This is a genomic window from Rhizobium esperanzae (assembly GCF_014197615.1).
Lineage (GTDB): Bacteria > Pseudomonadota > Alphaproteobacteria > Rhizobiales > Rhizobiaceae > Rhizobium > Rhizobium esperanzae_A.
In genome coordinates, this window is the sequence record NZ_JACIFY010000008.1 from 63,624 (window position 1) to 87,030 (window position 23,407).

Annotated in this window: 28 protein-coding genes and 1 pseudogene; 13 read left to right on the top strand and 16 right to left on the bottom strand. The window is 60.9% G+C overall.

Features of this window, described 5'->3' with window-relative positions:
• Positions 1-73: 73 nt before the first annotated feature.
• On the bottom strand, positions 74-865 hold the full coding sequence (locus GGD57_RS12590) for a metallophosphoesterase (RefSeq protein ID WP_184470140.1): 792 nt from the start codon (positions 863-865) through the stop codon (positions 74-76).
• 633 nt (positions 866-1,498) lie between these two features.
• Between GGD57_RS12590 and GGD57_RS12595 the strand changes: the two genes are divergently transcribed.
• Positions 1,499-1,750, top strand: a complete 252-nt coding sequence (locus tag GGD57_RS12595) for a KTSC domain-containing protein (RefSeq protein WP_010067482.1) — start codon at positions 1,499-1,501, stop codon at positions 1,748-1,750.
• Between the two features lie 99 nt (positions 1,751-1,849).
• On the opposite strand, the gene GGD57_RS12600 is transcribed toward GGD57_RS12595, so the two are convergent.
• From GGD57_RS12600 to ung, 3 genes are all read right to left on the bottom strand, one after another.
• The gene (locus GGD57_RS12600; RefSeq protein WP_184470142.1) at positions 1,850-2,455 is read right to left on the bottom strand and encodes an alpha/beta hydrolase; all 606 of its coding nucleotides are present in this window, start codon (positions 2,453-2,455) and stop codon (positions 1,850-1,852) included.
• 11 nt (positions 2,456-2,466) lie between these two features.
• Positions 2,467-3,399, bottom strand: a complete 933-nt coding sequence (locus tag GGD57_RS12605) for a VOC family protein (RefSeq protein ID WP_184470144.1) — start codon at positions 3,397-3,399, stop codon at positions 2,467-2,469.
• A 134-nt stretch (positions 3,400-3,533) separates the two neighbouring features.
• A complete protein-coding gene (ung, locus tag GGD57_RS12610) occupies positions 3,534-4,235 on the bottom strand; it encodes a uracil-DNA glycosylase (RefSeq protein ID WP_184470146.1) in 702 nt (233 codons plus the stop codon).
• A gap of 231 nt (positions 4,236-4,466) precedes the next feature.
• Here ung and GGD57_RS12615 point away from each other — a divergent pair.
• The 3 genes and pseudogenes from GGD57_RS12615 to GGD57_RS12625 form a co-directional block, all read left to right on the top strand.
• Positions 4,467-5,888 (top strand): annotated as a pseudogene (locus GGD57_RS12615) (phosphomannomutase); the annotation flags it as partial.
• Positions 5,889-5,927: 39 nt separating this feature from the next.
• Positions 5,928-7,355 (top strand): mannose-1-phosphate guanylyltransferase/mannose-6-phosphate isomerase, encoded by a 1,428-nt coding sequence (locus GGD57_RS12620; protein ID WP_184470423.1) that lies wholly within the window; start codon positions 5,928-5,930, stop codon positions 7,353-7,355.
• A gap of 135 nt (positions 7,356-7,490) precedes the next feature.
• Positions 7,491-7,796, top strand: coding sequence for a hypothetical protein (locus tag GGD57_RS12625; protein ID WP_184470425.1), 306 nt, complete (start codon positions 7,491-7,493; stop codon positions 7,794-7,796).
• A 31-nt stretch (positions 7,797-7,827) separates the two neighbouring features.
• On the opposite strand, the gene GGD57_RS12630 is transcribed toward GGD57_RS12625, so the two are convergent.
• Positions 7,828-8,784 (bottom strand): endonuclease/exonuclease/phosphatase family protein, encoded by a 957-nt coding sequence (locus tag GGD57_RS12630; RefSeq protein WP_184470148.1) that lies wholly within the window; start codon positions 8,782-8,784, stop codon positions 7,828-7,830.
• Between the two features lie 282 nt (positions 8,785-9,066).
• On the opposite strand from GGD57_RS12630, the gene GGD57_RS12635 reads away from it, so the two are divergent.
• Positions 9,067-10,083, top strand: a complete 1,017-nt coding sequence (locus tag GGD57_RS12635) for an NAD-dependent epimerase/dehydratase family protein (RefSeq protein WP_184470149.1) — start codon at positions 9,067-9,069, stop codon at positions 10,081-10,083.
• A gap of 37 nt (positions 10,084-10,120) precedes the next feature.
• On the opposite strand, the gene GGD57_RS12640 is transcribed toward GGD57_RS12635, so the two are convergent.
• Together GGD57_RS12640 and GGD57_RS12645 are read right to left on the bottom strand one after the other, a co-directional pair.
• Complete coding sequence (locus tag GGD57_RS12640; RefSeq protein ID WP_184470427.1) at positions 10,121-10,432, bottom strand: hypothetical protein; 312 nt, start codon at positions 10,430-10,432, stop codon at positions 10,121-10,123.
• A 267-nt stretch (positions 10,433-10,699) separates the two neighbouring features.
• Positions 10,700-10,957: a hypothetical protein gene (locus tag GGD57_RS12645; protein ID WP_184470443.1), complete on the bottom strand. Its 258-nt coding sequence runs from the start codon at positions 10,955-10,957 to the stop codon at positions 10,700-10,702.
• Positions 10,958-11,231: 274 nt separating this feature from the next.
• On the opposite strand from GGD57_RS12645, the gene GGD57_RS12650 reads away from it, so the two are divergent.
• The 6 genes from GGD57_RS12650 to GGD57_RS12675 all read left to right on the top strand — a co-directional run bounded on the left by GGD57_RS12650 (position 11,232) and on the right by GGD57_RS12675 (position 17,466).
• Positions 11,232-11,936: a CerR family C-terminal domain-containing protein gene (locus GGD57_RS12650; RefSeq protein ID WP_184470151.1), complete on the top strand. Its 705-nt coding sequence runs from the start codon at positions 11,232-11,234 to the stop codon at positions 11,934-11,936.
• Entirely contained in the window at positions 11,933-12,946 is a 1,014-nt protein-coding gene (gene hlyD / locus GGD57_RS12655; protein WP_184470153.1) for a secretion protein HlyD, read from the top strand. Before GGD57_RS12650 ends, hlyD begins: the two co-directional genes overlap by 4 nt.
• Positions 12,943-14,700: an ATP-binding cassette domain-containing protein gene (locus tag GGD57_RS12660; RefSeq protein WP_184470155.1), complete on the top strand. Its 1,758-nt coding sequence runs from the start codon at positions 12,943-12,945 to the stop codon at positions 14,698-14,700. The genes hlyD and GGD57_RS12660 overlap by 4 nt, the downstream gene beginning before the upstream one ends.
• Positions 14,697-15,824: an ABC transporter permease gene (locus tag GGD57_RS12665; protein ID WP_184470156.1), complete on the top strand. Its 1,128-nt coding sequence runs from the start codon at positions 14,697-14,699 to the stop codon at positions 15,822-15,824. Before GGD57_RS12660 ends, GGD57_RS12665 begins: the two co-directional genes overlap by 4 nt.
• 1 nt (position 15,825) lies before the next feature.
• A complete protein-coding gene (locus GGD57_RS12670) occupies positions 15,826-16,938 on the top strand; it encodes an ABC transporter permease (protein WP_184470158.1) in 1,113 nt (370 codons plus the stop codon).
• A gap of 132 nt (positions 16,939-17,070) precedes the next feature.
• Positions 17,071-17,466 (top strand): DUF1236 domain-containing protein, encoded by a 396-nt coding sequence (locus GGD57_RS12675; RefSeq protein WP_184470160.1) that lies wholly within the window; start codon positions 17,071-17,073, stop codon positions 17,464-17,466.
• Between the two features lie 72 nt (positions 17,467-17,538).
• Here the strand turns inward: GGD57_RS12675 and GGD57_RS12680 are convergent, their stop codons facing one another.
• From GGD57_RS12680 to GGD57_RS12700, 5 genes are all read right to left on the bottom strand, one after another.
• Positions 17,539-17,976, bottom strand: a complete 438-nt coding sequence (locus GGD57_RS12680) for an EamA family transporter (protein WP_184470161.1) — start codon at positions 17,974-17,976, stop codon at positions 17,539-17,541.
• Positions 17,977-18,057: 81 nt separating this feature from the next.
• Positions 18,058-19,101: a Gfo/Idh/MocA family protein gene (locus GGD57_RS12685; RefSeq protein ID WP_184470163.1), complete on the bottom strand. Its 1,044-nt coding sequence runs from the start codon at positions 19,099-19,101 to the stop codon at positions 18,058-18,060.
• A 9-nt stretch (positions 19,102-19,110) separates the two neighbouring features.
• Entirely contained in the window at positions 19,111-19,896 is a 786-nt protein-coding gene (locus GGD57_RS12690; RefSeq protein ID WP_184470165.1) for a ThuA domain-containing protein, read from the bottom strand.
• A 200-nt stretch (positions 19,897-20,096) separates the two neighbouring features.
• Positions 20,097-20,438: a DMT family transporter gene (locus GGD57_RS12695; protein ID WP_085738099.1), complete on the bottom strand. Its 342-nt coding sequence runs from the start codon at positions 20,436-20,438 to the stop codon at positions 20,097-20,099.
• Between the two features lie 20 nt (positions 20,439-20,458).
• A complete protein-coding gene (locus tag GGD57_RS12700; RefSeq protein ID WP_184470429.1) occupies positions 20,459-21,022 on the bottom strand; it encodes a TetR/AcrR family transcriptional regulator in 564 nt (187 codons plus the stop codon).
• Between the two features lie 168 nt (positions 21,023-21,190).
• Between GGD57_RS12700 and GGD57_RS12705 the strand changes: the two genes are divergently transcribed.
• Together GGD57_RS12705 and GGD57_RS12710 are read left to right on the top strand one after the other, a co-directional pair.
• A complete protein-coding gene (locus GGD57_RS12705) occupies positions 21,191-21,580 on the top strand; it encodes a group II truncated hemoglobin (RefSeq protein WP_184470167.1) in 390 nt (129 codons plus the stop codon).
• A 2-nt stretch (positions 21,581-21,582) separates the two neighbouring features.
• Positions 21,583-21,954, top strand: coding sequence for a DUF423 domain-containing protein (locus tag GGD57_RS12710; RefSeq protein WP_184470169.1), 372 nt, complete (start codon positions 21,583-21,585; stop codon positions 21,952-21,954).
• On the opposite strand, the gene GGD57_RS12715 is transcribed toward GGD57_RS12710, so the two are convergent.
• From GGD57_RS12715 to GGD57_RS12730, 4 genes are read right to left on the bottom strand one after another with little or no spacing between them, the layout of a single operon-like run.
• Complete coding sequence (locus GGD57_RS12715) at positions 21,951-22,322, bottom strand: bleomycin resistance protein (RefSeq protein WP_184470171.1); 372 nt, start codon at positions 22,320-22,322, stop codon at positions 21,951-21,953. The genes GGD57_RS12710 and GGD57_RS12715 overlap by 4 nt on opposite strands.
• Positions 22,319-22,633 (bottom strand): antibiotic biosynthesis monooxygenase family protein, encoded by a 315-nt coding sequence (locus GGD57_RS12720; RefSeq protein ID WP_184470173.1) that lies wholly within the window; start codon positions 22,631-22,633, stop codon positions 22,319-22,321. Before GGD57_RS12720 ends, GGD57_RS12715 begins: the two co-directional genes overlap by 4 nt.
• Positions 22,634-22,642: 9 nt before the next feature.
• Positions 22,643-22,915, bottom strand: coding sequence for a hypothetical protein (locus GGD57_RS12725; protein WP_184470175.1), 273 nt, complete (start codon positions 22,913-22,915; stop codon positions 22,643-22,645).
• Positions 22,912-23,319 (bottom strand): DUF2325 domain-containing protein, encoded by a 408-nt coding sequence (locus GGD57_RS12730; protein WP_184470177.1) that lies wholly within the window; start codon positions 23,317-23,319, stop codon positions 22,912-22,914. Before GGD57_RS12730 ends, GGD57_RS12725 begins: the two co-directional genes overlap by 4 nt.
• Positions 23,320-23,407: the final 88 nt, after the last annotated feature.

Consider the following 23,407-nt stretch of genomic DNA (forward strand, 5'->3'; position numbering starts at 1 on the left):
CACAAAGCCCGCGGCGTTTGATTTTGGAGCACGGCGCCGAAAAGCGGAAACGCTTTCAGCGACATGCACTCATTCAAAGGATCCCGACCCGCGTTCCTTTTATCGTCAGCACCGTCAACCGGCCCGTCGCCGAAACCGCCGTGTCGATACCGATCCGCTGCGGACCGAATGTCGGGGTTCGTGCCGGGGTATGCCCATGGATCACCAGGACGGGAAGCTGCGGCCCTTCATCCAGGAAGGGTTGGCGGATCCACATCAGGTCGCTGTCTTTCTGCTTCTTCAGGTCGATGCCCGGTTTGATGCCGGCATGGACAAAGACCACCCTTCCCATCCGCAGCATGATCGGCAGCGATTCCAGGAACTGGATATGCCGCTCGGGGATCATGTTGCGAATGACGCGGGCGATCATGTCGCTCCCTGCCGCCGATTGCAGCAGATGCTCGATGTCGATGCCGTATGAGTGCAGCGTTTCCGTTCCGGCAAAGCCGAGCCATTCAAGAATCTGCGCCGGTTTGCGATAGAGCTTCACAAGCTCCGCATCGTGGTTGCCGCACAGAGAAAAACGCTGAAATCCCGGCGGCGGGGTCTTGCTCAGGAACTCCAGCACAGAGCTCGAGTCAGGCCCGCGATCGACATAGTCGCCGAGCATGACGATAAGTTTCGGCCCCGGAATGCGCGCGGCATCCTCCTCGATGCGGCGATGTGCTTCGATGAGTTCCTTGTAACATCCGTGGACATCGCTCATCGCGTAGACCGCAGCGAATTCGCCTTCGGCAAAGGTCAGCCGAGCGCGTCCTTTGCGGCTGCCGGCCAATATCGATATCTGTTGTCGCCACGGCCCGAGATTGTTGAACATGTAACCCATTTATGAGATCCGACAGCACGCGAGCTTGTCGGACGAACTCCATTTCCGACTCATCCCTGAACGGGCATGAGGCTTAGTGTCCAAAAGAACTTGGCCTGATCACGGCCTCATCGAATTGCCGCGACCGCTTGCCGCATTCAGAACGATATAATCCTCTTCCTTATTTGCTGCACCAGTTGCGAAGCAACGGAACGGTCTTCCTACGAGGCACGGCGCCCCTCGCATCGAATCACCCAATTTTCACATCGTCACCTTCAGGAAATTTGGACATACAGATCAACCTTCGGAGGCAGATCATCCTGCCACTCACGCAACAGCGAAATGACTATTGTGAGAAACGGTAATTTGTATTCGGTCATTTTGCGCAGGCAGCACCATCAATATTGCACTTTATTTTGGTATAGGACGGTTAATTCGGCGTTAAACGGTAATGTTCGTTCCATCAGCGGCTGTGTCCGCCGCCAGTTCTCCGAACTGGAGAATTTCCGGCCATTGGATTTCCACAGGCGAGACTTTCTAAAAAGCTGCAAAAAGCAACTATAGCTATATGCCTCTGAAAAAAATGAACGTTTAAGCTTATCGTGCTTGACGCTACTGCGGCGCCGCATGATGATAGGCGCATTGCGAGCGTGAATGACATTCGTCACCAGAAATCTCAGATCCAAAACTGCGGGGTGCAAAGTGGAAACTGCGGTTGATTCGAAACTTATCGAGGCGATCACCTACGACGAAGACAGCCGGCATCTGCGGGTCTACCTGACAAACGGTCAGAGGCGAGAATATGAAGGCGTTCCCAAAGGAGTGGTCGTCGGCTTGACGATGGCCGAATCCCCGGGGAATTTTTACATGAAGGCAATCAGGGGCAAATATCCTCCCCGCCCCTGATCTCCTGTCCATCAACGACGATAAGACATCGGTTCAAAAACTGCGGGACCGGCATATGCCGGTCCCGCAAATCGGTTTCCAGCCGGCTGCGGCGCATCCTCAATCGCCGCCGAAGAAATTGCGGACCGCATCGATCTCGAGCGGAGCAATCTCATGGCCACCAGGATGCCAGACCATCCTCACCTCCGCCCCGCGGCTCTTCAGATGCTCCGATAGCGCCTCGGTCATCGGAACAGGAGCGATCGGATCCCGCTGGCCGGCCGTCAACAGCACCTTTCTCCCCGCAAGCGTTGCCTGGGCTTCCGGCTGAAACGGAATGAGCGGGTGCATCAAAACCGCGGCATCGAATATCCCTTTCTCGATCAGCACATTGGCAAGAATGTTTGCGCCGTTCGAAAAGCCCAGGCCGAGAATCTCGGAAGCCTGGTGTTCGTCGGCCAAGGCCTTGACATAGGCGGCCATCTTTTCCGTCGCCCGTGAAAGGTCGGCCATGTCGTAGACCCCCTCTCCGGTGCGCCGGAAGAACCGCGCCGCGCCATATTCGGAAACGTCGCCGCGCGGCGAGACAATCGTTGCTTCGGGCAACAGGCGCCGGCCGAAATCGAAGAACTGATTCTCGTCGCCGCCGGTGCCGTGCAGCACCAGCAGGATCGGCTTACCAGGTGCACCGGCATGCAGCCGGTGCACATATCCAGCTTCGGTCATATCGCCCCTCCTTACGCTTCGAGCGGCTGCAGGTGCTGCTCGAGCAGCGAGCGAAGATGGGCGTGCTGCTGCGGCAGCTTCAGGGCTTCGCCGAGATGGGCCGTATCCTCGTCCCGGTCAAAGCCTGGCTCATTGGTCGCGACCTCGAACAACACGCCACCCGGCGTGCGGAAATAGATCGCCCAGAAATAATCGCGGTCGATCACCGGCGTGACCTGATAGCCGGTGTCCATCAGCGCCTTGCGCACTTCGAGCTGCTTTGCGCGGTTCTCGACGGCGAAGGCGACGTGATGCACGGAGCCGGCGCCGGGGAGTGCACGGGCAATGTTCGGCATGGTCTCGAGATCGATGAGATGCGCGCCATTGCCGTCAGGCTTGATCAGCCGCTTGATGCCGTCCCTTTCCTCTTCGACCTCATAGCCCATGAACTTCAGGAGTTCGGCGGTAGCGCCCTCGTCCCGCAGCCGCATGGCGACGGAGTGGAAGCCGCGAATGGCGTGGTCCTCGCTGATGCCGCCATGCGTCCAGGGCTGGCGGACATCGTCCCGGACCTCGACCAGCGCGAAGCCGTCGCCATCCGGGCCGGAGAAGTTCAGGCGCTTCTCGCCGAAGCTTTCCTCTGCCTTCAGGCCGCCGATATTGAGCGCGGCAAAGCGATCGCTCCAGAAACCGAGCGAGCCTTGCGGAACGGAAAACACCGTCGTGCCGACCTCGCCGGTACCCGGACGGCCCTGCGCCATCTTCGGGAACGGGAAATAGGTCATTACAGTGCCGGGCGCACCGGTCTCATCACCATAATAAAGGTGATAGACGTCGGGCGCGTCGAAATTCACCGTCTTCTTGACGCGGCGTAGGCCGAGCGCATGGGTGAAAAACTGGTTGTTGGTGCGGGCGTCCTCCGCCATCGACGTGACGTGGTGCAAACCCTTGATCTGATCGAGCATGTGAGACCCCTTTCTTGCCCGCCGCTTGCGGGCTTTTCGATGGATCATAAATGCGCGCTCGCAGCTCCCGCGGAAAGACCCGCCGACCAAAACGCATTGTCTCTTTTTAGTGAACGAAGGTCGATCTGCGTTCACTAAGAAGCGTTAGGATCGACCGGCAATTGCCAGTCGATCGGCGTGCGCCCGCGTGACTGCAGGAAGGCATTCGCCTTCGAAAAATGCGCGCAGCCGAAGAAACCGTTATGGGCCGAAAGCGGCGAGGGATGCGGCGCCTTCAGCACCAGATGACGCGCGGTATCGACGAAGGCGGCCTTTCGCTGGGCATAGGAGCCCCAGAGCATGAAAACGACGGATTCGCATTCGTCGTTGACCTTGCGGATGACGGCGTCGGTGAATTTTTCCCACCCCTTGCCCTGATGGGCCGCCGCCTGCCCTTCCTCGACGGTCAGCACGCTGTTCAGCAGCAGCACGCCTTGCTTCGCCCAATGTTCGAGAAAGCCGTGGCGCGCCGGCGCGATGCCAAGATCGGTCTCCATCTCCTTATAGATATTGACCAGCGAAGGCGGTATGCGCACGCCCGGCCGCACGCTGAAACACAGCCCGTGGGCTTGCCCCAGCCCGTGATAGGGGTCCTGGCCGAGAATGACGACCTTGACGCTGGTGATCGGGGTCAGGTCGAGAGCGCGGAAATATTCGCTGCCCCGCGGGAAAATCCGCTTACCGACCTGCTTCTGCGCGACAAGAAAGGATTTAAGTTGCTGCATATAGGGACTGGAGAATTCCGCCGCCAAGGCGGCCTTCCAGCTCTCTTCGAGACTGACTGATGTATCGCTCATCCAGCAAACCCTTCGCATATGACGAAACAACGGACACACGGTTCTAACAAAATCGATCTAGGCTGCAATGCCCGTCGGCAATGGGTCTACGCCTTTAGAATCGGCGGCAGAAGACTGCGAGAGGCTGTCCGAGGCATCGTTGTTCGTGTTTAACTATATGACGGCTTCGGTATTTACGCCGGCAGGCGGCCTGAGTAGAACCTTGATCGTAAACCGGAGACATCTCTTCAAATGAAATTCGGCACGAGCGGCCTTCGCGGACTTTCAGTGGATCTCAAGGGACGAGCCTCTGCGCTTTATGCGACGGCGTTCGGCAAATATCTGCTGCAGACCGGCAAGGCCGAGGTCGGAGATACCGTTCTGATCGGCCGCGATTTTCGCGATTCGAGCCCGGATATCTCGGGTAATTGCGCCGGCGCACTCGTCGCGCTCGGCTTCCGGGTCTTCGACTGCGGCAATGTGCCGACGCCGGCGCTTGCCCTTTATGGCCTCGCCATCAACGCCGCATGCCTGATGGTGACGGGCTCGCATATTCCGGCAGACCGCAACGGCATCAAATTCTATCGCCCGGATGGCGAAATCGACAAATCGGACGAGGCTGATATCACCGCATGGGCGGCCGAGATCGAACGAACAGGCGAGGCCGTCGCAGAGACGCCGGCCAAGACCGAAAATCATGAGGCGATCTGCCGGCAGCTCTTTTTTGAACGCAATACCGCCCTGCTTCCGCAAGGCGCGCTCTCCGGCCTGAAAATCGGCGTCTACCAGCACAGCACCGTCGCCCGCGACCTGCTGGTCGACGTTCTCGCCCATTACGGCGCCGAGATCACCCCTCTCGGACGTTCGGAGAGTTTCATTCCCGTCGATACCGAGGCGGTTTCCGACGAGACGATCGCGCAGATGAAGCGCTGGACGTCCGATCACAAATTCGATGCGATCGTCTCGACCGACGGCGACGGCGACCGCCCGCTGGTCGCAGACGAAACCGGCACACCGTTGCGCGGTGATCTTCTCGGCCTTGTCGCAGCCAATTTTCTCGGCGCCGGCACGGTGGTGACACCGGTGACCTCCAATTCCGGCATCGAGGCTGCGGGCTCCTTCGCCGTCAAGCGCACCCGCGTCGGCTCGCCCTTCGTCATCGCAGGCATGGAAGAGGCCGTGGCGGCCGGCGCGGACCATGTCATGGGCTTTGAAGCCAATGGCGGGATGCTGACCGCAACCGCTTTCGATATCAACGGCAGAGCCGTGCGCGCCTTGCCGACGCGCGATTGTTTTATCCCGATACTTGCGATCCTGTCGCTCGCCGCCAATCGCAAGCAGCCGCTTTCTGCCGTTGCCGCCTCCTATCGCCTGCCCTTTGCCGCCGCCGATCGCCTGGAGAATTTTCCGGTGGAGACGAGCGCAGCGCTGATGGAATATCTTCGCGCCTCCAATGAAAATCTTGTCGCTTTCCTGGAGCCGGTCGGGGAGCCCGCGACGAAATCCGACATCGACGGACTTCGCGTGACGCTGAAGGACGGCAGGATCATTCATTTTCGGCCCTCCGGCAATGCGCCTGAGATGCGCTGCTACGTGGAAGCCGGAAGCGAAACCGCAGCCCTGGATCTGCTGAAGACCGGACTCAGGGAAATAACGAACTGGGCAGACGCCCGCCAACATGCCACGAACCAGCTTTTTTCAAGGAACCCGCCTATGACGCAGAAAATCGTTCCCGTGATCATGGCCGGCGGCAAAGGCACGCGGCTCTGGCCGCTTTCCCGTGCCACCGCACCGAAACAGTTCATCCAGTTCGTCGGCGACAAGACGCTGTTTCAGGCGACCCTCGAACGCGTTTCCAATCCGGAGATCTACGAAGCCCCGATCGTCGTCACCAATGAGGAATTCCGCTTCCTGGTCGCCGAACAGGCCCGCGCGCTGGCCGTCCCGCTCGCCGCCGTGCTGCTCGAACCGGTCGCCCGCAACACCGCCGCAGCGGTGGCCGCCGCCGCAACACTTGCCGCCGACCTTTTCGGCAAGAACACCATCATCCAGATGCTCGCCTCGGATCACGAAATCATTGCCGACAAGAGCTATTTCGATTGCATCCGCATCGCCCGCGACGCTGCAGCCGACGGCAAGCTCGTCACCTTCGGCATCAGCCCGACCGAGCCGGCAACCGGCTACGGCTATATCGAGATCGGCGATGCGCTTAAAAACGGCGCTCACAAGGTCGTTCGCTTCGTGGAGAAGCCGGCATTGGAAAAGGCCGAGCGGATGCTCGCCGACGGCGGCTTCTACTGGAACTCCGGCATCTTCATGTTCCCGGTGACGGAACTCATCGCCGAATTGCAGGAACATGCGCCCGATGTGCTGAAGGCGGCAAGCAAGGCCGTTTCCAAGGCCAGCCGCGACCTCGACTTTACCCGCCTTGACGCCGACCATTTCGCCAAGAGCCCCGATATCTCGATCGACTATGCGATCATGGAAAAGACCTCGAAGGCCGCCGTCGTCCCCTCGCCGTTCAAATGGTCCGACATGGGAAGCTGGGATGCCGTTTGGAAATCGGGCACCCGCGACAGCAACGGCAATGTCGCCGCCGCAAACACCACCGTCGTCAATACCCGCAATTCGCTCGTCATGACGCATGGCGTCCATCTTGCGGTCCAGGGCATGGAGGACGTCGCCGTCATCGCCAGCGAGGACGCCGTCTATGTCGGGCCGCTCAAGGACAGCCAGAATGTCGGGCAATTGGTCAAGATGCTGGCCTCCTCCTCCGGCACGGCGAAATTCACCGAAACCCACCCGACATCCTACCGCCCCTGGGGTGGTTACACCTCGATCTTCAACGGCGATCGTTTCCAGGTGAAGCGCATCTTCGTCACGCCGGGCAAGAAGCTGTCGCTGCAGAAGCACCACCATCGCTCCGAACACTGGATCGTCGTCAAGGGAACGGCCGAGGTCACGGTCGGCGACAACGTGCGGATGCTGCGTGAGAACGAAAGCGTCTATATCCCGCTCGGCGAAGTCCATCGTCTCGCCAATCCCGGCAAGATTCTCCTCGAGCTGATCGAGGTGCAGACAGGCTCCTATCTCGGCGAGGACGACATCATCCGCATCGTCGATGAGTTCGGAAGAACCTGACGTCGCAGCCGGACCACGGGTCTGGATCGAACAATGCGCCGCCGTTTTCGGCGCAATCACCATCGCTGTTGAAGTCGCTATGGGAATTCTCGTAGAATGGACGTACCGAAAGACATGACCGGAGATATTCCCCTGATGCGCATCCTGCCCGCCCTCGCCGGACTTCTCGCCATCATGGGGCCGGGAATGGCGTCTGCCGAAAACGCAAAGATGCGGACGGCAAGCGAGGCCGAAATTCGCGAGCACCTGCCGGGCACGTCGGAACTGAAAGAAAGCAGCAACGGTTACGAATATCGCAAGGGCAACGCCAACGGCTATAAAATAACCAATGGCCAGGTGTGCGTCCGCTTTCCCAACAAGTCGACCGACTGCGTCAGCGTGAAGACCGACGGCGAGAAATTTCAGATGATCGACAAAAAAGGCGGCAGAACGAAATTCTGACTTTCCTCCAGGCAAATTATCTTGCCTGGCCTCATCTTGCCGGTGAAGTTTGACCGTTCCTGTCGAGAACGAATTCGGCGATCAGGCCTGAATGGTTCGAGCCGAGATTGTCATCGAGACGTTTCAGCGATGTCAGACGAAGCGGGGCGCGCGCAAATATGTGATCGATGGCGATCCCGAGCATGCCCGCGCCGGCCGGCCATGTTGCCGGTTCCGGCGCGATCGCTTTCAGCTTCTGCTCGCGCAGGAAATCCTGGATGCTTGGGGCGATCACCGAGGAATTGAAATCACCCGCCAGCACCAGAGGGCCGTCGATCGAACCAAGCGTTTTGGCGAGGTCCTCCAATTCAGCCATCTGGAAATCATCGAAATAGGGTTTGGTCAGGTGCGCCGAGACCAGATTGATGGTTTCGCCGCCGAACTCGACGCTCGATATAACCAGCCTGTTTTTTCGCAGACTGCCCATGCTTGCGACCTGCCGGCTGACGAACGGGCGTTTGGACAGCAGCAGCGTATCGCAGCTATCCTTCCCGTCGTCGCAGCCGATATGATAGGGATAGGCCTTGAACAGCTGCTGCAGATGGAAGGTCAGCGGCTTGGCTTCGAGCAGATTGACGACATCGGCATTCGAAGCGATCACCATGTCGGTGATTGCAGTCGAGTTTTTCCAGTTGTCGATCGCGATGTTGAAAGACATCAGACGGAAAAGCGGCGACCTGTCCGTGTCTTTGCCGTTCTCTGAAAACTCGCGCAGCATGATGACGCCGTGAGCAATCAGAAGAAGCGAGGCAAACAGGAGGACGAAGCCGTAAATCTGTCGCCTGACAACCAGAATGATCAGGCTGGCGGCAACAAAGAGGACGCCGAAATGAACCTGGAAGCTGTAGAGGAAGGACAGCAGCCAGAAGTTCGTGACATAGCGCAAAGACACGATCGCGATGGCAACGGTCAGAAACGCACAGAGAATCCAATAAATTATCTCTCTCATCGATCCTGACCTGCTTGCAGACGATCCGCCGGCCATAACATGCAGGCAGCCATGCCGCAATGCAGCATAACAGCCGATGGCCGCGGTTGGCCCTCCGGCGATACTGACGGCCGCTCCGTCATCCAGCAGGCCAGCGGGCGGATACGCCTAAGACTACTGTCACGATGGCGCCGTCTCTCTTTCAAAGACCTATCGACTCGGCCTCTTCTTATCTTGTAAGTGGGGGCCAATTCATACGGAGTCGGCTCTTTGCCGTCGGCAAGGAGTCGAGAAAAGGTGGGAATGCGCTACTTCATTACAGGCACTGCCGGCTTTATCGGCTTTCATCTGGCCAGGCGCCTGCTGCAGGAAGGGCATGACGTCACAGGTTTCGATGGCCTCACTCCCTATTACAATGTCAAGCTCAAGGAGATGCGCCATGCAGCACTCTCCCAGTTTCCAGCCTTCACACCCGTCATATCGATGCTTGAGGACCGACCGGCGCTGGAAGCCGCTGTTCTGGCGGCCAAGCCCGACATCCTGATCCATCTCGCCGCCCAGGCCGGGGTGCGCTACAGCCTGGAGAATCCCGAGGCCTATCTTCGTTCGAATGTCGAAGGCTCGTGGAACATCATGGAAATCGCCCGGCGCGCCGAAATCCGCCACCTGATGCTGGCCTCGACATCGTCGATCTACGGCGCCAATGCGACCGTTCCTTTTCATGAGACCGATCGCGCTGACGAACCGCTGACCATCTATGCGGCGACGAAGAAATCGATGGAACTGATGGCGCATAGCTACGCCCATCTTCACAAGATTCCGACCACGGCCTTTCGTTTCTTCACGGTCTACGGCCCATGGGGCCGGCCCGACATGGCGTTGTTCAAATTCACCAAGAACATGCTCGAAGACCAGCCGATCGAGATCTACGGCGAAGGCAATATGAGCCGTGACTTCACCTATATCGACGATCTGATCGAAGCGATCGTCAGGCTATCGGCAATCGCCCCGAGCGAGGACAACCGTCTCGACAATGTGGCTATTGAAACGCTTTCGCGCCAGGCGCCCTTTCGCGTCGTCAATATTGGCGGGGGCCAGCCGGTCAGCCTGATGGATTTCGTCGAAACGGTGGAAAAGGCGCTCGGCCGTCCTGCCATTCGCAAGATGCTGGCAATGCAGAAGGGTGACGTGCCGCGCACATTCGCAGCCCCTGACCTGCTCGTGGCCCTGACGGGATACAAGCCGGATACGACTTTGGATGTCGGCGTCAAGGCTTTCGTCGAATGGTATCTCGACGTGCGCGGCGAACTCGGCGCCTGAAACGCCGAGCGGGATTATTGCCCGTTGATCCGGAGCGTCAGCGGAGAAACGTCACCGCATGCACCGCGTTAACCGCCTGCGAGAACACGTAATCGACGATTGCCCGACCTGAGAGATAGGTCTTGAGCTGATAGCCCTGCCCCTCGACTTCGACAGGGCTGCGCAGAACGAAAGGCATGGCTGGGCGCACGAAACCGGCGCGTGTCGTCAAGGGAACCTCGGGCGAATGACCGATGGCGGAGGTGTACATCAGGTCGCGTGCCATGCTGGCGGGACCGATGGCGAATGCCGGCCCGGCGGCGACGGTGATGGTCAGAGTCAAGGCGATGGCGGCGAGCGTCTTGTGCATATCGAAGTCCCCGTTTTGCGGATCGGCGGACCTTTGCTTGGCCCGGCTCCAAACGGTCGATGCATCTGTCCACGCATCGGCCGTTTTCATGAGACCACTCTACACCTCAGTATTTTCAGGGCTTTTAAGTGGATCGGTCAAATTTTACGAAATTTGATTTTCTCGCAAAAGGCTCGGGATCCACGGGAAAAATGGGTTGGCCGGCCAGGCGGGCCACGAATGCAGCGTCGGCGAAACGTGCCGATAATCCGAGCGCCGCACTGCCGTCTACAGAATGCGATCCAGCTTCTTGTTGATGTGCAGATTCGGCATCACTCCCGCGCTTTGCGCAGCATGATAGGATTCCCGCGCCGCATCGAACGAGATCGACCACATGATGGCGCTGAGCAGGAGCGCGATGATATAAATCTGGATACGCATCACATCGGCGATACGGAAAGAGCAAGGCCGTTTTGTGTCAAAAAATGACCGCGGAAATAGAAAAAACATCGGGCTTTTTTGCGCCGCAATATGGGCGCCGGACACATTAGTGTCGCGAAAATTAGCGATGGTGCATCGCTACTGTTAGCAGCCAACCCCGAGGCTTGGTTTCTGCCACCTGAGAACCCTGAGAGGCCCGTTCGTCACGGGCCTCTTTGCCTTTTGTCGCCGACATTTCCCGCGGGCAGCCGAATTGAGCGGCACAACGATCTCGGTTTATCGCCTATTCTGAATCTATGCACATCCGAGTTTGAACGGATCCTTCGTAGAAATATATCAATCGATTGACTTATTTTGTGATCCGCGTTATATAATGATCATGAACCAGGAACACGACTCCGAACCTCCACCAACTTCCGCCCGTGCCGAGATCGCGCGCCAGAAGATGCTGACCGCCGCTCTCGACGTCTTCGGGCGCTACGGCTTCGACGGCGCCTCGACGCGCCAGCTGACCGAAGCCGCCGGCGTCAACCTGCAGGCCATCCCCTATTATTTCGGCAGCAAGGAAGGCCTCTATATCGCCACTGCCGAATTTCTGATGGCCCGTATCGACACGCATGTCGGCGACATGAGGACGCGCATCGGCGCGCATCTGCTGACGCTTGAGGTCGCCGGCGAACGGCTCGCCGAAGCTGAGGCCCGGCGCTTTCTCACGGAAATTCTCCAGACGATGGTGACGCTTTTCGTCGGCAAGGAATCCGAATCCTGGGCGCGCTTCCTGATCCGCGAGCAGATGGAGCCGACCGAGGCCTTCACGCGGGTCTATCAAGGCATCATGCGGCCGATGATCGAGATGGGCCGGCGGCTGATCGGCGCGATCCTGGGTGAGGATCCCGCCTCGGAACATGTACGCCTGCGCACCTTCAACCTTCTCGGCAGCATTCTGGTCTTTCGCGTTACCCACGCGGCCGTCCTTGCCCAGATGGAATGGGACGCCGTCGGCCCCGAACAGGTGAAAACCTTGCGCGGCCTTGCCGCCGAACTGGTCGATCTCCTCGGCCCGCCGAAAGGAGGTGCAGAATGAAACGCAAGCTTCCCATCGCCATCCTGCTCCTGCTTGCAGCGGGTGCGGCCGGCTGGTGGTACGGACTGCCCGAAAGGCTCGGCTGGTTGCCCCAGGCCGGCCGCGAATTCGTTCTTTACGGCAACGTCGATATCCGCCAGGTCTCGCTCGGCTTCCGCGTCAGCGGCCGCCTCTCCGAACTGCGCGTCGATGAGGGCGACGTCGTCAAGAGCGGAACTGTTCTGGCAAAGCTCGACGCCGCGCCCTACGAATTCGCCGTCCGCTCCGGCGAGGCCAATGTCGCCGCACTTCGGGCAACATTGGATAAGCTGAAGGCGGGGCCACGGCCGACCGAGATCGCCCAGGCACGCGCCGCTTATGACGAAAGCCTCGCCGATCTCGAAAACGCCAACCTCGCCTATGAGCGCGCCCGCCAGCTTCGCCCGCAGGGCACGATTTCAGAAGCGAACCTCGATCAGGCAACCGCCGCAAAAGCGATGGCCGCCGCCCGCTCCGCTTCCGCCAACGAGGCCCTGAAACTACTGCAGGAGGGCTCGCGGGCCGAGGATATCGCCGCCGCCGACGCGCAGGTGAAGGCCGCGGAGGCAACGCTCGCCTCTGCCCGCACGTCGCTTGAAGATACCGAATTGCGTGCGGCGAATGACGGCGTCATTCTTTCTCGCGTGCGGGAAACCGGCGCCATCGTCTCGCCGGCCGATACCGTCTTCGTCTTGTCCCTGACTGAGCCCGTCTGGGTGCGCAGCTATGTCGCCGAACCCGATCTCGGCCGCATCCATCCTGGCATGAAGGTATTAGTCGCCTCCGATACGGCGCCCGACAAGCCCTATGAAGGCACGATCGGCTTCATCTCGCCGGTCGCCGAATTTACCCCGAAATCGGTGGAGACGCCGGAGCTCAGGACCGATCTCGTCTATCGCCTGAGGATCGTCATCGACAAGCCCGGCCCTGATCTGCGCCAGGGCATGCCGGTCACCGTGCGGCTTTCCCCGCTCGCGGCAGACGGACAATGACCGCCGCCGACACCGCCCGCCGGACAGGTTGGGACGACAAGCCGCTCGTCCGGATCGACGGCGTCACCAAGCGCTTCGGCGACGCGCCTCCGGCCCTCGACGCGGTCTCCGGCGCGATCGGCGGCGGCGCGATCACCGGCCTCGTCGGCCCCGACGGCGCCGGCAAGACGACGCTGATCCGACTGATGACCGGCCTGATGCTGCCGGATACGGGAACAGTGGAAGTCCTCGGCTTCGACACCCGAAAAAATGCCGCCGGCATCCAGGCGGCGATCGGCTACATGCCGCAGCGCTTCGGCCTCTACGAGGACCTCTCCGTGCAAGAGAACCTCGATCTCTATGCCGATCTGCGCGGCCTGCCGAAGAGCGAACGCGCCGGCGCCTTCGACGAGCTGCTCACCTTCACCGACCTCAAACGTTTCACCGGCCGGCTGGCCGGCAAGCTTTCCGGCGGCATGAAGCAGAAGCTCGGCCTTGCCTGTGCGCTGCTGAAGAAGCCGCGCCTGCTGCTGCTCGACGAGCCGGGCGTCGGCGTCGACCCGATCTCGCGCCGCGACCTCTGGAAGATGGTCGAGAACCTGACCAGGGAAGGCATCGGCGTGCTCTGGTCGACCGCCTATCTCGACGAGGCCGAGGCCTGCGATCATGTGCTGCTGCTGAACCAGGGAAAACTGCTCTTCTCGGGAAAACCGGAGGAGATGACCGAGCGCGTCAACGACCGGGTCTTCCGGGTCTCCGACGTCACCGGCCGCCGCCGGCAGGTTCTCGCCGAACTCCTGCAGGCCGATGGTGTTATCGACGGCGTGATCCAGGGCGAGGCGATCCGCCTGGTCGCTGCCAGCGGCAAGACGCCCGATATCGGCAAGGCCGGCGACCGCGCATCGCTTTCCCCTGCCCCGCCCCGTTTTGAGGATGCCTTCGTCGACATGCTCGGCGGCGGCCCCGGCGGCCGCTCCAGGCTTGCGGAGGCGCAAGAGCCGCTGAAAGCCGAAGGCGACCGCCCGGTGATCGAGGCCAAGGGCCTGACCAAGCGCTTCGGCGATTTCACCGCCGCCGACGATATCAGCTTCGATATCCGCCGCGGCGAGATCTTCGGCCTGCTCGGCCCGAATGGCGCCGGCAAATCCACCACCTTCAAGATGCTCTGCGGCCTGTTGAAGCCAACCGGCGGCGAGGGCCGCGTCGCCGGTTTCGATCTCCGCCGCGATGCCGCCGAAGCCCGCAACCAGCTCGGCTATATGGCGCAGAAATTCTCGCTTTATGGCGACCTCACCGTCATGCAGAACCTCGAATTCTTCGCCGGCGTCTATGGCCTTCGCGGGCAGCATAAGCGCAAGCGCATCGAGCTGATGGCCGAGATCTTCGATTTCGGCCGCCATGCCAACGAGGCCGCCAAGGACCTGCCGCTCGGCCTCAAACAGCGCCTGGCGCTTGCCTGCGCCGTCATGCACGAGCCGCGCGCCCTCTTCCTGGACGAGCCGACATCAGGCGTCGATCCGATCACCCGGCGCGAATTCTGGACGCATATCAACGCGCTGGTGGAAAAAGGCGTCACCGTGCTCGTCACCACCCATTTCATGGACGAGGCGGAATATTGCGACCGCATCTCGCTGATCTATCGCGGCCGCTCGATTGCGCTCGGTTCGCCCGACGAACTGAAGGCCCGGGTCGCGACCAGGGAGCAGCCGGACCCGACGATGGAGGATGCCTTCATCGCGCTGGTGCAGCAGTCGGAAGCGGAGGATGCGGCATGAGCGCCTCATCAGGCCGGTTACGGCGTTTGTTTGCCCTCGTGCGCAAGGAAAGCTTCCAGGCGGTCCGCGATCCGAGCAGCATCCTCATCGCCTTCGTGCTGCCGCTCATCCTGCTCTTTCTGTTCGGCTACGGCGTCTCGCTCGATACCAGCCGCACCCGCATCGGCCTGGTGACCGAGGAGATGACGCCGCTGACGCAGGACCTGTCGGCGAGTTTCCAGGCCTCGCGCTATTTCGATGTGACGATCGGCCGTGACCGGCGCCTGTTCGAGGACGATCTGGTGATCGGCAAGGTGCGCGGCATCGTCATCATCCCGGCCGATTTCACCACGCGCTACACCGCCGGCAACCGTCCCACTCTCCAGGTGATCGTCGACGGCTCCGACCCGAACACGGCAAATTTCGTGCAGAATTATGCGCAGGGCGCCGTTGCCAACTGGGAGCAGCAAAGGCAGGCGGATGTCGCCTCGCACAGCCCCTCCATTACAGTCGAGCAGCGCTTCTGGTTCAATCCCGAACTGACCAGCCGCAATTTCCTGGTGCCGGGCTCGATCGCCATCGTCATGACGCTTGTCGGCACGCTGCTCACCTCGCTCGTCGTCGCCCGCGAGTGGGAGCGCGGCACGATGGAGGCGATGATGGCGACGCCGGTGACGGCGGTCGAACTGCTCGCCGGCAAGATCCTGCCCTATTTCCTGCTCGGCCTCACCTCGATGACCCTCTGCGTGCTGCTGGCGGTCTTTCTCTTCGGCGTGCCGTTCCGCGGCTCCGTCGCCGCCCTCTACGCCTTGTCGGCCGCCTTCCTGATCCCGGCGCTCGGCCAGGGCCTGCTGATCTCGACGGCGACGAAGAACCAGTTCCTTGCCTCGCAACTGGCTCTCATATCAGCCTTCCTGCCGGCCTTCCTGCTGTCGGGCTTCCTGTTCGAGATCAATTCCATGCCTGCGGTCATCCAGTGGATCACCTTCATCGTGCCGGCACGCTATCTGATCCCCAGCCTGCAGACCGTGTTCCTCGCCGGCGACATCTGGCCGATGTTCGCAAAGGCAATCTCCGTCATGCTGACGATCGGCGGCATCATGTTCGTGCTGGCCGCCCGCAGCACCAGAAAGAGGATCGGCTGAGATGGGATGGACAAGGCTTTACGCCCTGATCGTCAAGGAATTGCTCGCCGTGCTGCGCGATCCCAAGGGGCGCGCCATCCTGATCGGCCCGCCGATCGTCCAGCTTCTCGTCTTTTCCTATGCCGCGACACTCGAAGTCCGCAATGTCGACGTCATGATCCTCAACCGTGACAGCGGTCATTGGGGACAGGAGCTGATCGAACGCATCGACGGTTCGCCGACCTTTCGCAACATCGAATTCGCCGCCAGCCAGGCGCAGGTCCAGGTGGCGATCGACAATCAGACGGTCATTGCCGCCGTCGAGATCGGCCCGGATTTCTCGCGCAACATCGAGGCGGGAACCCCGGCCGACCTGCAGGTGGTGCTCGATGGCCGCCGCTCCAACGCCTCGCAGATCGTCGCGGGCTACCTCTCGCAGATCGGTGCGGCTCTTGCCGCCGAGACGCCGGCAGGCCGGCGCGCCGGCGCCGAAATGGTTTCGACCGTGCCGCGCAACTGGTTCAACCCGAACCTCACCTATCAATGGTTAATGGTGCCGAACCTGATCGCCAGCATCGCCCTGCTGATCGGGCTGATCGTCACGGCCTTGTCGATCGCCCGCGAGCGCGAGCTCGGCACCTTCGATCAGCTGATGGTCTCGCCGCTGCGCATGCACGAGATCCTGATCGGCAAGCTGATTCCGCCGATGATGATCGGCCTCTTCCACATCACCGTCTATATCCTCGCCGCCGTCTTCCTGTTCGACGTGCCGCTGCGCGGCTCGCTTTTCCTGCTTTATGGCAGCGCCATCTTCTATCTCGGCTCGGTCGCCGGCCTCGGCCTGTTCATCTCGGCGCTGTCGATGACCCAGCAGCAGGCGATCCTCGGCGCCTTCCTGTTCATGGTCCCGGCCATGCTGCTGTCGGGCTTCGCCACACCGATCGAGAACATGCCGGGATGGCTGCAGCCGATCACCTTCATCAATCCGCTGCGCTATTTCCTGGTGATCGTCAAAGGTGTTTTCCTCAAGGATATCCCGTTGAGCGAGGTGGTGAACCAGACGATTCCACTGGTGCTGATCGCCGCCGTCACCCTCAGTGCTGCCGCCTGGCTCTTCCGCCGGCGCCTGGAATAATCCCAGCCCCACGCATGCTTTCTGCGGCCTCACAGATTGTGAACCGGGCTTCCAAAGCGTGACTCTTTGCTGCGGGAACATCGATTTGGCGTGGTCGTTACCCAAACGCAACCCCAGCAAAGGAGAAGCAAAATGTACAAGATTCTACTTGTCTCCAGCGCCCTTGCGCTGTCGTCGCTCGCCACCAATGCTCTGGCTGATGGAGCCGTGACCGGTGCCGCCGGTGGCGCCATCACCGGCGCGATCGTCGGTGGTCCCGTGGGTGCAGCCATTGGCGGTGTGGCCGGCGGTGTTGCCGGCGCCGTCGTCGATCCGCCGCCGCGCGAGGTCGTGACCTATGTCCAGCAGCAGCCCGCCCCGACCAGCGGCGTTGTGGTCGAGCAGCCGATCGTCGTCGGCAAGCCGCTTCCGGCTGATGTCGTCGTCACCCCGGTGCCCGACAATCCGAAATACGCCTATACCGTTATCAACAATCGCCATGTGATCGTCGAGCCCCGGACCCATCGCGTGGTGCAGGTCATAGAATAATCGAAAGGTCGAGACCGCCTGTTGCGGCTCGACTCCCTCGGCCCCGCCTCGGCGGGGCCTTTTTTGCGCCGGTCAGGCCCTGTAGGCGACGAGCACGGCGCCTCCCGCAATCATAACGACGCCAAGCCAGTTCGGAAGCGTCAGGCGCTCGCCGAGGAACAGCACCGCAAAGACCGACACGAAGACGACGGATAGCTTGTCGATCGGCGCGACGCGGGCGGCATCACCAAGTTTCAGGGCCCGGAAATAACAAATCCAGGATGCGCCGGTCGCCAGGCCGGAGAGCACGAGGAAGAGCCAGCTCCGGCTCGACACCGAGGACGGCTCCTGCCAGTTGCCCGAGATAGAGACCATCACTGCCGCTGCCAGCAGGATGACGATGGTGCGAATGAAGGTGGCGAAGTCGGAATTCACGTTCTCGACGCCGACTTTGGCAAAAATCGCCGTGAGCGCAGCAAAACCGGCGGAAAGAAGCGCCCAAAGCGGCCAACTCGTCAGAAGGCTTTTCATGCAGCTTGCCCTGTTATGCCTATCGGCGTGGCGAAGGAAACCGCTCACGACATTCGTATCGTGAGCGGCTCGAGATCTCAATCAGACCTTCAGCTCGCGCCGCTCGCGCTCGGTCACCATGGCGAGATCGAGCACTTTCTGCAGGTTGGCGGCGTGGCGGAAGTTCGGGTCCGGCTGAATGCCGCTTGCCACGGCCTCGGCAAAACGCTCGTAATTGGTCGCCACCGGTTCAACCTCGATCTCAGTCCAGGTGGCAGTTTCGACACCCTCACCGAGGCAGCCATGCAGCTCGGAACCGTTGGGACGGTGGATCACCTCAAGGCTGCCCCTTTCGCCATAAATGCGCAGCTTCAGCTCGTTCAGGTGCCCTGTCGCCCAGCGGCTGGCGTGGATGACGCCGAGCGCGCCATTGGCGAAATCGACAGACATGGTGAAGCTGTCATTGGCATCGAGCAGATATTCGCCGATCTGGCCGCCGGGCGCCTTATTGAAGGTCTTCAACCGCGCAAAGACGTGGTCAATGTCGGTCGCCGCACCGTAGGCGGCGAAATCGAGGATATGGATACCGACGTCGCCGAGCACACCGTTCGAGCCGTGGCCGGTGGAAAGCCGCCACAGCCAGGTCGATTCCGTGCGCCAATCGCCCCAGGCACGCGACACCAGCCAGCTCTGGAGATAGGAGGCTTCCACGTGCCTGATCGTGCCGAGTTCGCCTGATAGCACCATCTCGCGAGCGCGCTGCAGCGGTGCGACATTGCGATAGGTCAGGTTGACCATATTGATGACGCCGGCCTTTTCGGCCGCCTCCGTCATCTCAAGCGCCTTCGCGTAATTCTCCGCCAACGGTTTTTCGCAGAACACATGCTTGCCCGCGGCAATCAATGCCATCGTCGTCGGGTGATGGATGCGGTCGGGCGTGACGTTCGTCGCCGCATCGAATTCACCCCAGGCGATCGCCTCTTCCAGCGAAAGAAACCGCTTTTCGATGTTGAACTTGTCGGCGAAGGCCGAAAGCCGCTCGGGATCGGTGTCGACGGCACCGACCACTGTCACGCCGTCGATGAGGGAGAAGCGGGCGAGCTGGTTTTTCGCCATCACTCCCGTGCCAAGAACGAGTAGTCGCATGGATGCTCCTCAGCGGTAACCGGCTTCGCCGGCCTGGTGCAGTTTCGGGCCGCGCTCGACAATCGGCTCCAGTGCTTTTTCTACCGGCACATTTGGAGCGTCGGTAATACCAGTCAACGCGCCTTGCGGGCTATAGGCCCACTTGACGCCGTTGATCAGCACCTTCTGCACCGTGGCATCATGATAGGTCGGATAGGTCTCGTGGCCGGGGCGGAAATAGAAAATGTTGCCGGCGCCGCGCCGCCAGGTCAGGCCCGAACGGAACACTTCCCCGCCCTGGAACCAGGAGATGAACACCGTTTCGAGCGGCTCGGGCACCGAGAACTGCTCGCCATACATTTCCTCGTTCTCGAGTTCGAAATGTTCGCCGATGCCGGCGGCGATCGGATGGCGCGGGTTGATCGTCCACAGCCGCTCGCGCTCGCCCGCCTCGCGCCATTTCAGCGCACAGGGTGTGCCCATCAGCCGCTTGAAGATCTTCGAGAAATGGCCGGAATGCAGAACGAGAAGGCCCATGCCCTCCCAGACGCGTTTGGCGACGCGCTCGACGACGACATCAGAGACCGCGCCGTGATCCTTGTGGCCCCACCAGGTCAAAACGTCGGTTTCGGCCAGGCGGGCCTCGCTCAAGCCGTGCTCCGGCTCCTGCAGCGTCGCCGTGGTCGCGGAGATGGCGGGATCGGTGTTCAGCGCGTTGGCGATCGTCGTGTGCATGCCTTCGGGATAGATGCCCCGGACGATCTCATTGGTAGTCTCGTGGATATTCTCTCCCCAGACGACGGTGCGTATGGCCATGATGTGCTCCTGTGGAAGCTGAAAGGTATCGATAGGCGGGAAAGCAGAAAGAAGGATTCAAAGCGCTTTGGAAGATGGCGCTGGCTGCGCCTCAGCCTCCTCCACGTCCAAGCAATACATAGCCCTTTGTCAGGATTTTGACAAAGGGGAAAATTTCTCCCGCGTGCTTCCGAAGAACGATTTAAAATATCACAATGGATTCAATGCGAAACGGATTTCGAGAACAGATTGACCACGACGACTCCGGATATGATCAGCCCGAGGCCGATGATCGCCGGCGGATCGAGGCGCTGCTTGAAGAAGATCAGGCCGACCGAAGAAATCAGCACGATTCCCAAAGCGCTCCAAATCGCATAGGCGATGCCGACAGGAATGCTCTTCAGCGTCAGCGACAGGCAATAGAAGGCCGCCGCATAGCAGGCGACGACAAGCGCCGTCGGCCCGATGCGGGTGAACTGCTGCGACAATTGCAGCGCGGTCGTGCCGATGACCTCGAGCACGATAGCTGTAAACAACAGTCCGTAGATGGCGGCCTGGCTCATGACTGTATTCCCTAGTTTACTTACTTTCCGGTCAATTCGACGAGGCGGTCGATGAGGCTCCGCCTGAGAGCATCGGCGATATCATGGCTCTCCAGCGTGTCTGCGAACCACAGCCCGTCGGCGGCAAAACGCACGATCTGCGCATCGAGCGAGGAATCGGTGCCGACATATTCCTCGGCCCGCGCCTGCACCCATTGGCGCCAGCGAAGGCGTAGCCGGGGTTCGGCAAGGAGCGCGATCGTCACCTGCGTCCAGCTCCTGGAATCGTCGGGACGATCCTTGAGACCGGCTACTGCCCTGACATAGGCGCGGGTGAAGCGGCCCTGTGGCAGAGGATCGCCGCGCATCAGTTCCTCGATATCGGCGTCGAATTTTTCCATCAGGCTCTCGAACAGGGCATCGAGCAGCGCATTCTTCGTCGGGAAGTGATGCAGCAAGCCGCCCTTGCTGACGCTGGAGGCGGCGGAGACAGCATCGAGCGTCACGGCCGCCATGCCTTCGCTGGCGGCAAGGCGCGCGGCGACCTCCAGCAATTGCTGGCGCACGAGAGCCGGTTGTTTCTTGCGATGATGAGCGTTTGACATGTCGAACAAAAGATACCGTCCGGACGGTTTTGTCAAGAAGAATCGCTAGAGCCCCTGCCCAGCATGCATTATGCGCGAAATGCCGCGGCACCTTGATGACAGTTGCGATCATTTTCCATCAGGTGCATGAAGAGGCCGGGGAATGGGGATGATATCGGGGATGGTTTTGTGACGGAGAAAGTCGCCACTCTATATGAAGCGATCGGCGGCGATCCCGCCGTGCGGGCGCTGACGCATCGCTTCTATGCGCTGATGGATACGCTGCCCGAGGCAAGCAACGTGCGCGCCGTGCATCCGCCGAGCCTCGAAGGCAGCGAAGAGAAATTCTACGAATACATGACCGGCTATCTCGGCGGCCCGCCGCTTTATACCGATAAGCGCGGCCATCCGCGCCTGCGCAGCCGCCATTTCGTCGCCGAGATCGGCCCGGTCGAGCGCGACGAATGGCTGCTCTGCTTCCGCCGCGCGCTCGACGAGACGATCGCGAGCCAGGCGCTGCGCGATCTCATCTGGGCGCCGGTCGAACGCCTCGCCCATCACATGCAGAACAAGGAATAGTCATGAGCCTGAACGCGCGCCTGGAGCCGGTGCTTTATCTCTTTGCCGGCCTGTTCGGCGCAGCCGGCGTGGCGCTCGCCGCCCTTGCCGCCCACGGCGGCGGCCAGGCCAACCTTGCGGCGTCCGCCTCCGCCATGTGCCTTGCCCACGCCCCCGCCCTGTTGGCCCTAGCGCTCGGCACTGCGAAACTCAAAACCGCCTGGCTGGCCGGTTTCCTGATGATCGTGGGAACACTGCTCTTTGCCGGCGATCTCGTCACGCTCCGCTTCTCCGGCTCCGGCCTCTTCCCCTACGCCGCACCGACCGGCGGTTGGGCAATGATGCTCGGCTGGCTGGCCGTGGCGGCAGGTGCGGCCTTCCGCGTCAGAACCTAACCGCGCGACTGCGGTATGCGGCCGAAGCGCAGGAGATTTCCGTGCGGATCATGGATGTAGAATTCCTCCATGTTCCACGGCCGCACTTCCATTTCGGTCAGGCGCTCCACGCCCCTTTCGCGATATTCCGCATGAAGCGCGCCGATGCCGCCGCCGCGGAGATAGACGGAGGTCTTCTCGCAGAGACTAACATCCTCGGCACGCCAGAAATGCAGTTCCATATCGTCGCGCCGCAGGATGAGATAATCCGGCGCCTCGTAGACGACATTGGCAAAGCCGAGTTTATCGCGATAGAAGGAGAGCGTCTCGGCGATATCGAGTGACGGCAGGACCGGCAGAACCTCGATGCGGTCGGGGCCTTCGTTCATATGCCCTCGACCACGTTAAAACCCTCAAAAACCGGCGGCCCCTTGTACATCGCCTTGCGGTCTCCGGCATTGCGGTGCGCGGCGCGAAAGTTCTCGGACTTCGTCCAGTTCTGAAAATCCGCTTCGCTCTTCCAGACCGTGTGCGAGGAATAGAGCGTGTAGCCCTCTTCTTCGTTGGCCTTGCCGCGCAGCAGGCGGAATTCGACGAAACCGGGCACTTCGGCCAGGCTGGAATCGCGATTGCGCCAGACCGTCTCGAAATCGCCCTCGGTCCCGGTTACGACCTTGAAGCGGTTCATTGCGATATACATGAAATCTCCTTACGCCTTCCTCTTCGCCGCCCTTACCGCAGGCGAGGGAAAGGCGAGAATATTATCGCCGTTTGCCGCCGCCGCGCCAAGCGGTCTTGTGGCCGCCTCCCCAGGCATGCGCGCCTCCCAGGTCGGGAACAGCGTCATATTCTGGCAGATCTGCTGGCGTTCGGCATGCTGCTGGAACAGTTCGTAGAGTTCGGGCACAAGGCCGTCGCCGCTCTGTGCAGCGAGCTTGTGCAGGCCGATCATGGTGAAGCCGTCGGGACGCTGTTCGTTCATCGGGAATTGTCTCGTTCGTTCATCGTCTGCAGCGCACGTTCCAGGCTGGACTTGCTGCCATTGCGAAGCGGGATGAAGGCCTTGCTGAACTTCTTGCAGCCGGTCTTCACCCGCAGGCAGGCATCGTGGCTGATACAGTCGATGGGGCAGAACACGCAGTCGACAGAGGGAAGCAGCGTGTCGATGCGGGAAACCGCCTCACGCAGGCCGCCATCGTGATGAATGAGCTCGGCGCCGAAATTGCTGCAGATCTGGCGAAGATGCGCCACCTGGCAGTCACGCCCGCCGACATAAAGAAAACTGCGGCCACCCAGTTTGGATCGTCCGTTGGATGCCTGGCTGGCCTCCTCGCCCGCGCTGTCGCGGACCTCCCGGTTCGATCCCTTCTTGCCCTTGCGAGCCATATGCCACCCGTTCGCTGGTTGATCGTCACACGATTCCTGCGTGTGCGGACGGACCTTATTAAACTTGATTTTTGGAGTAAAGTATAAA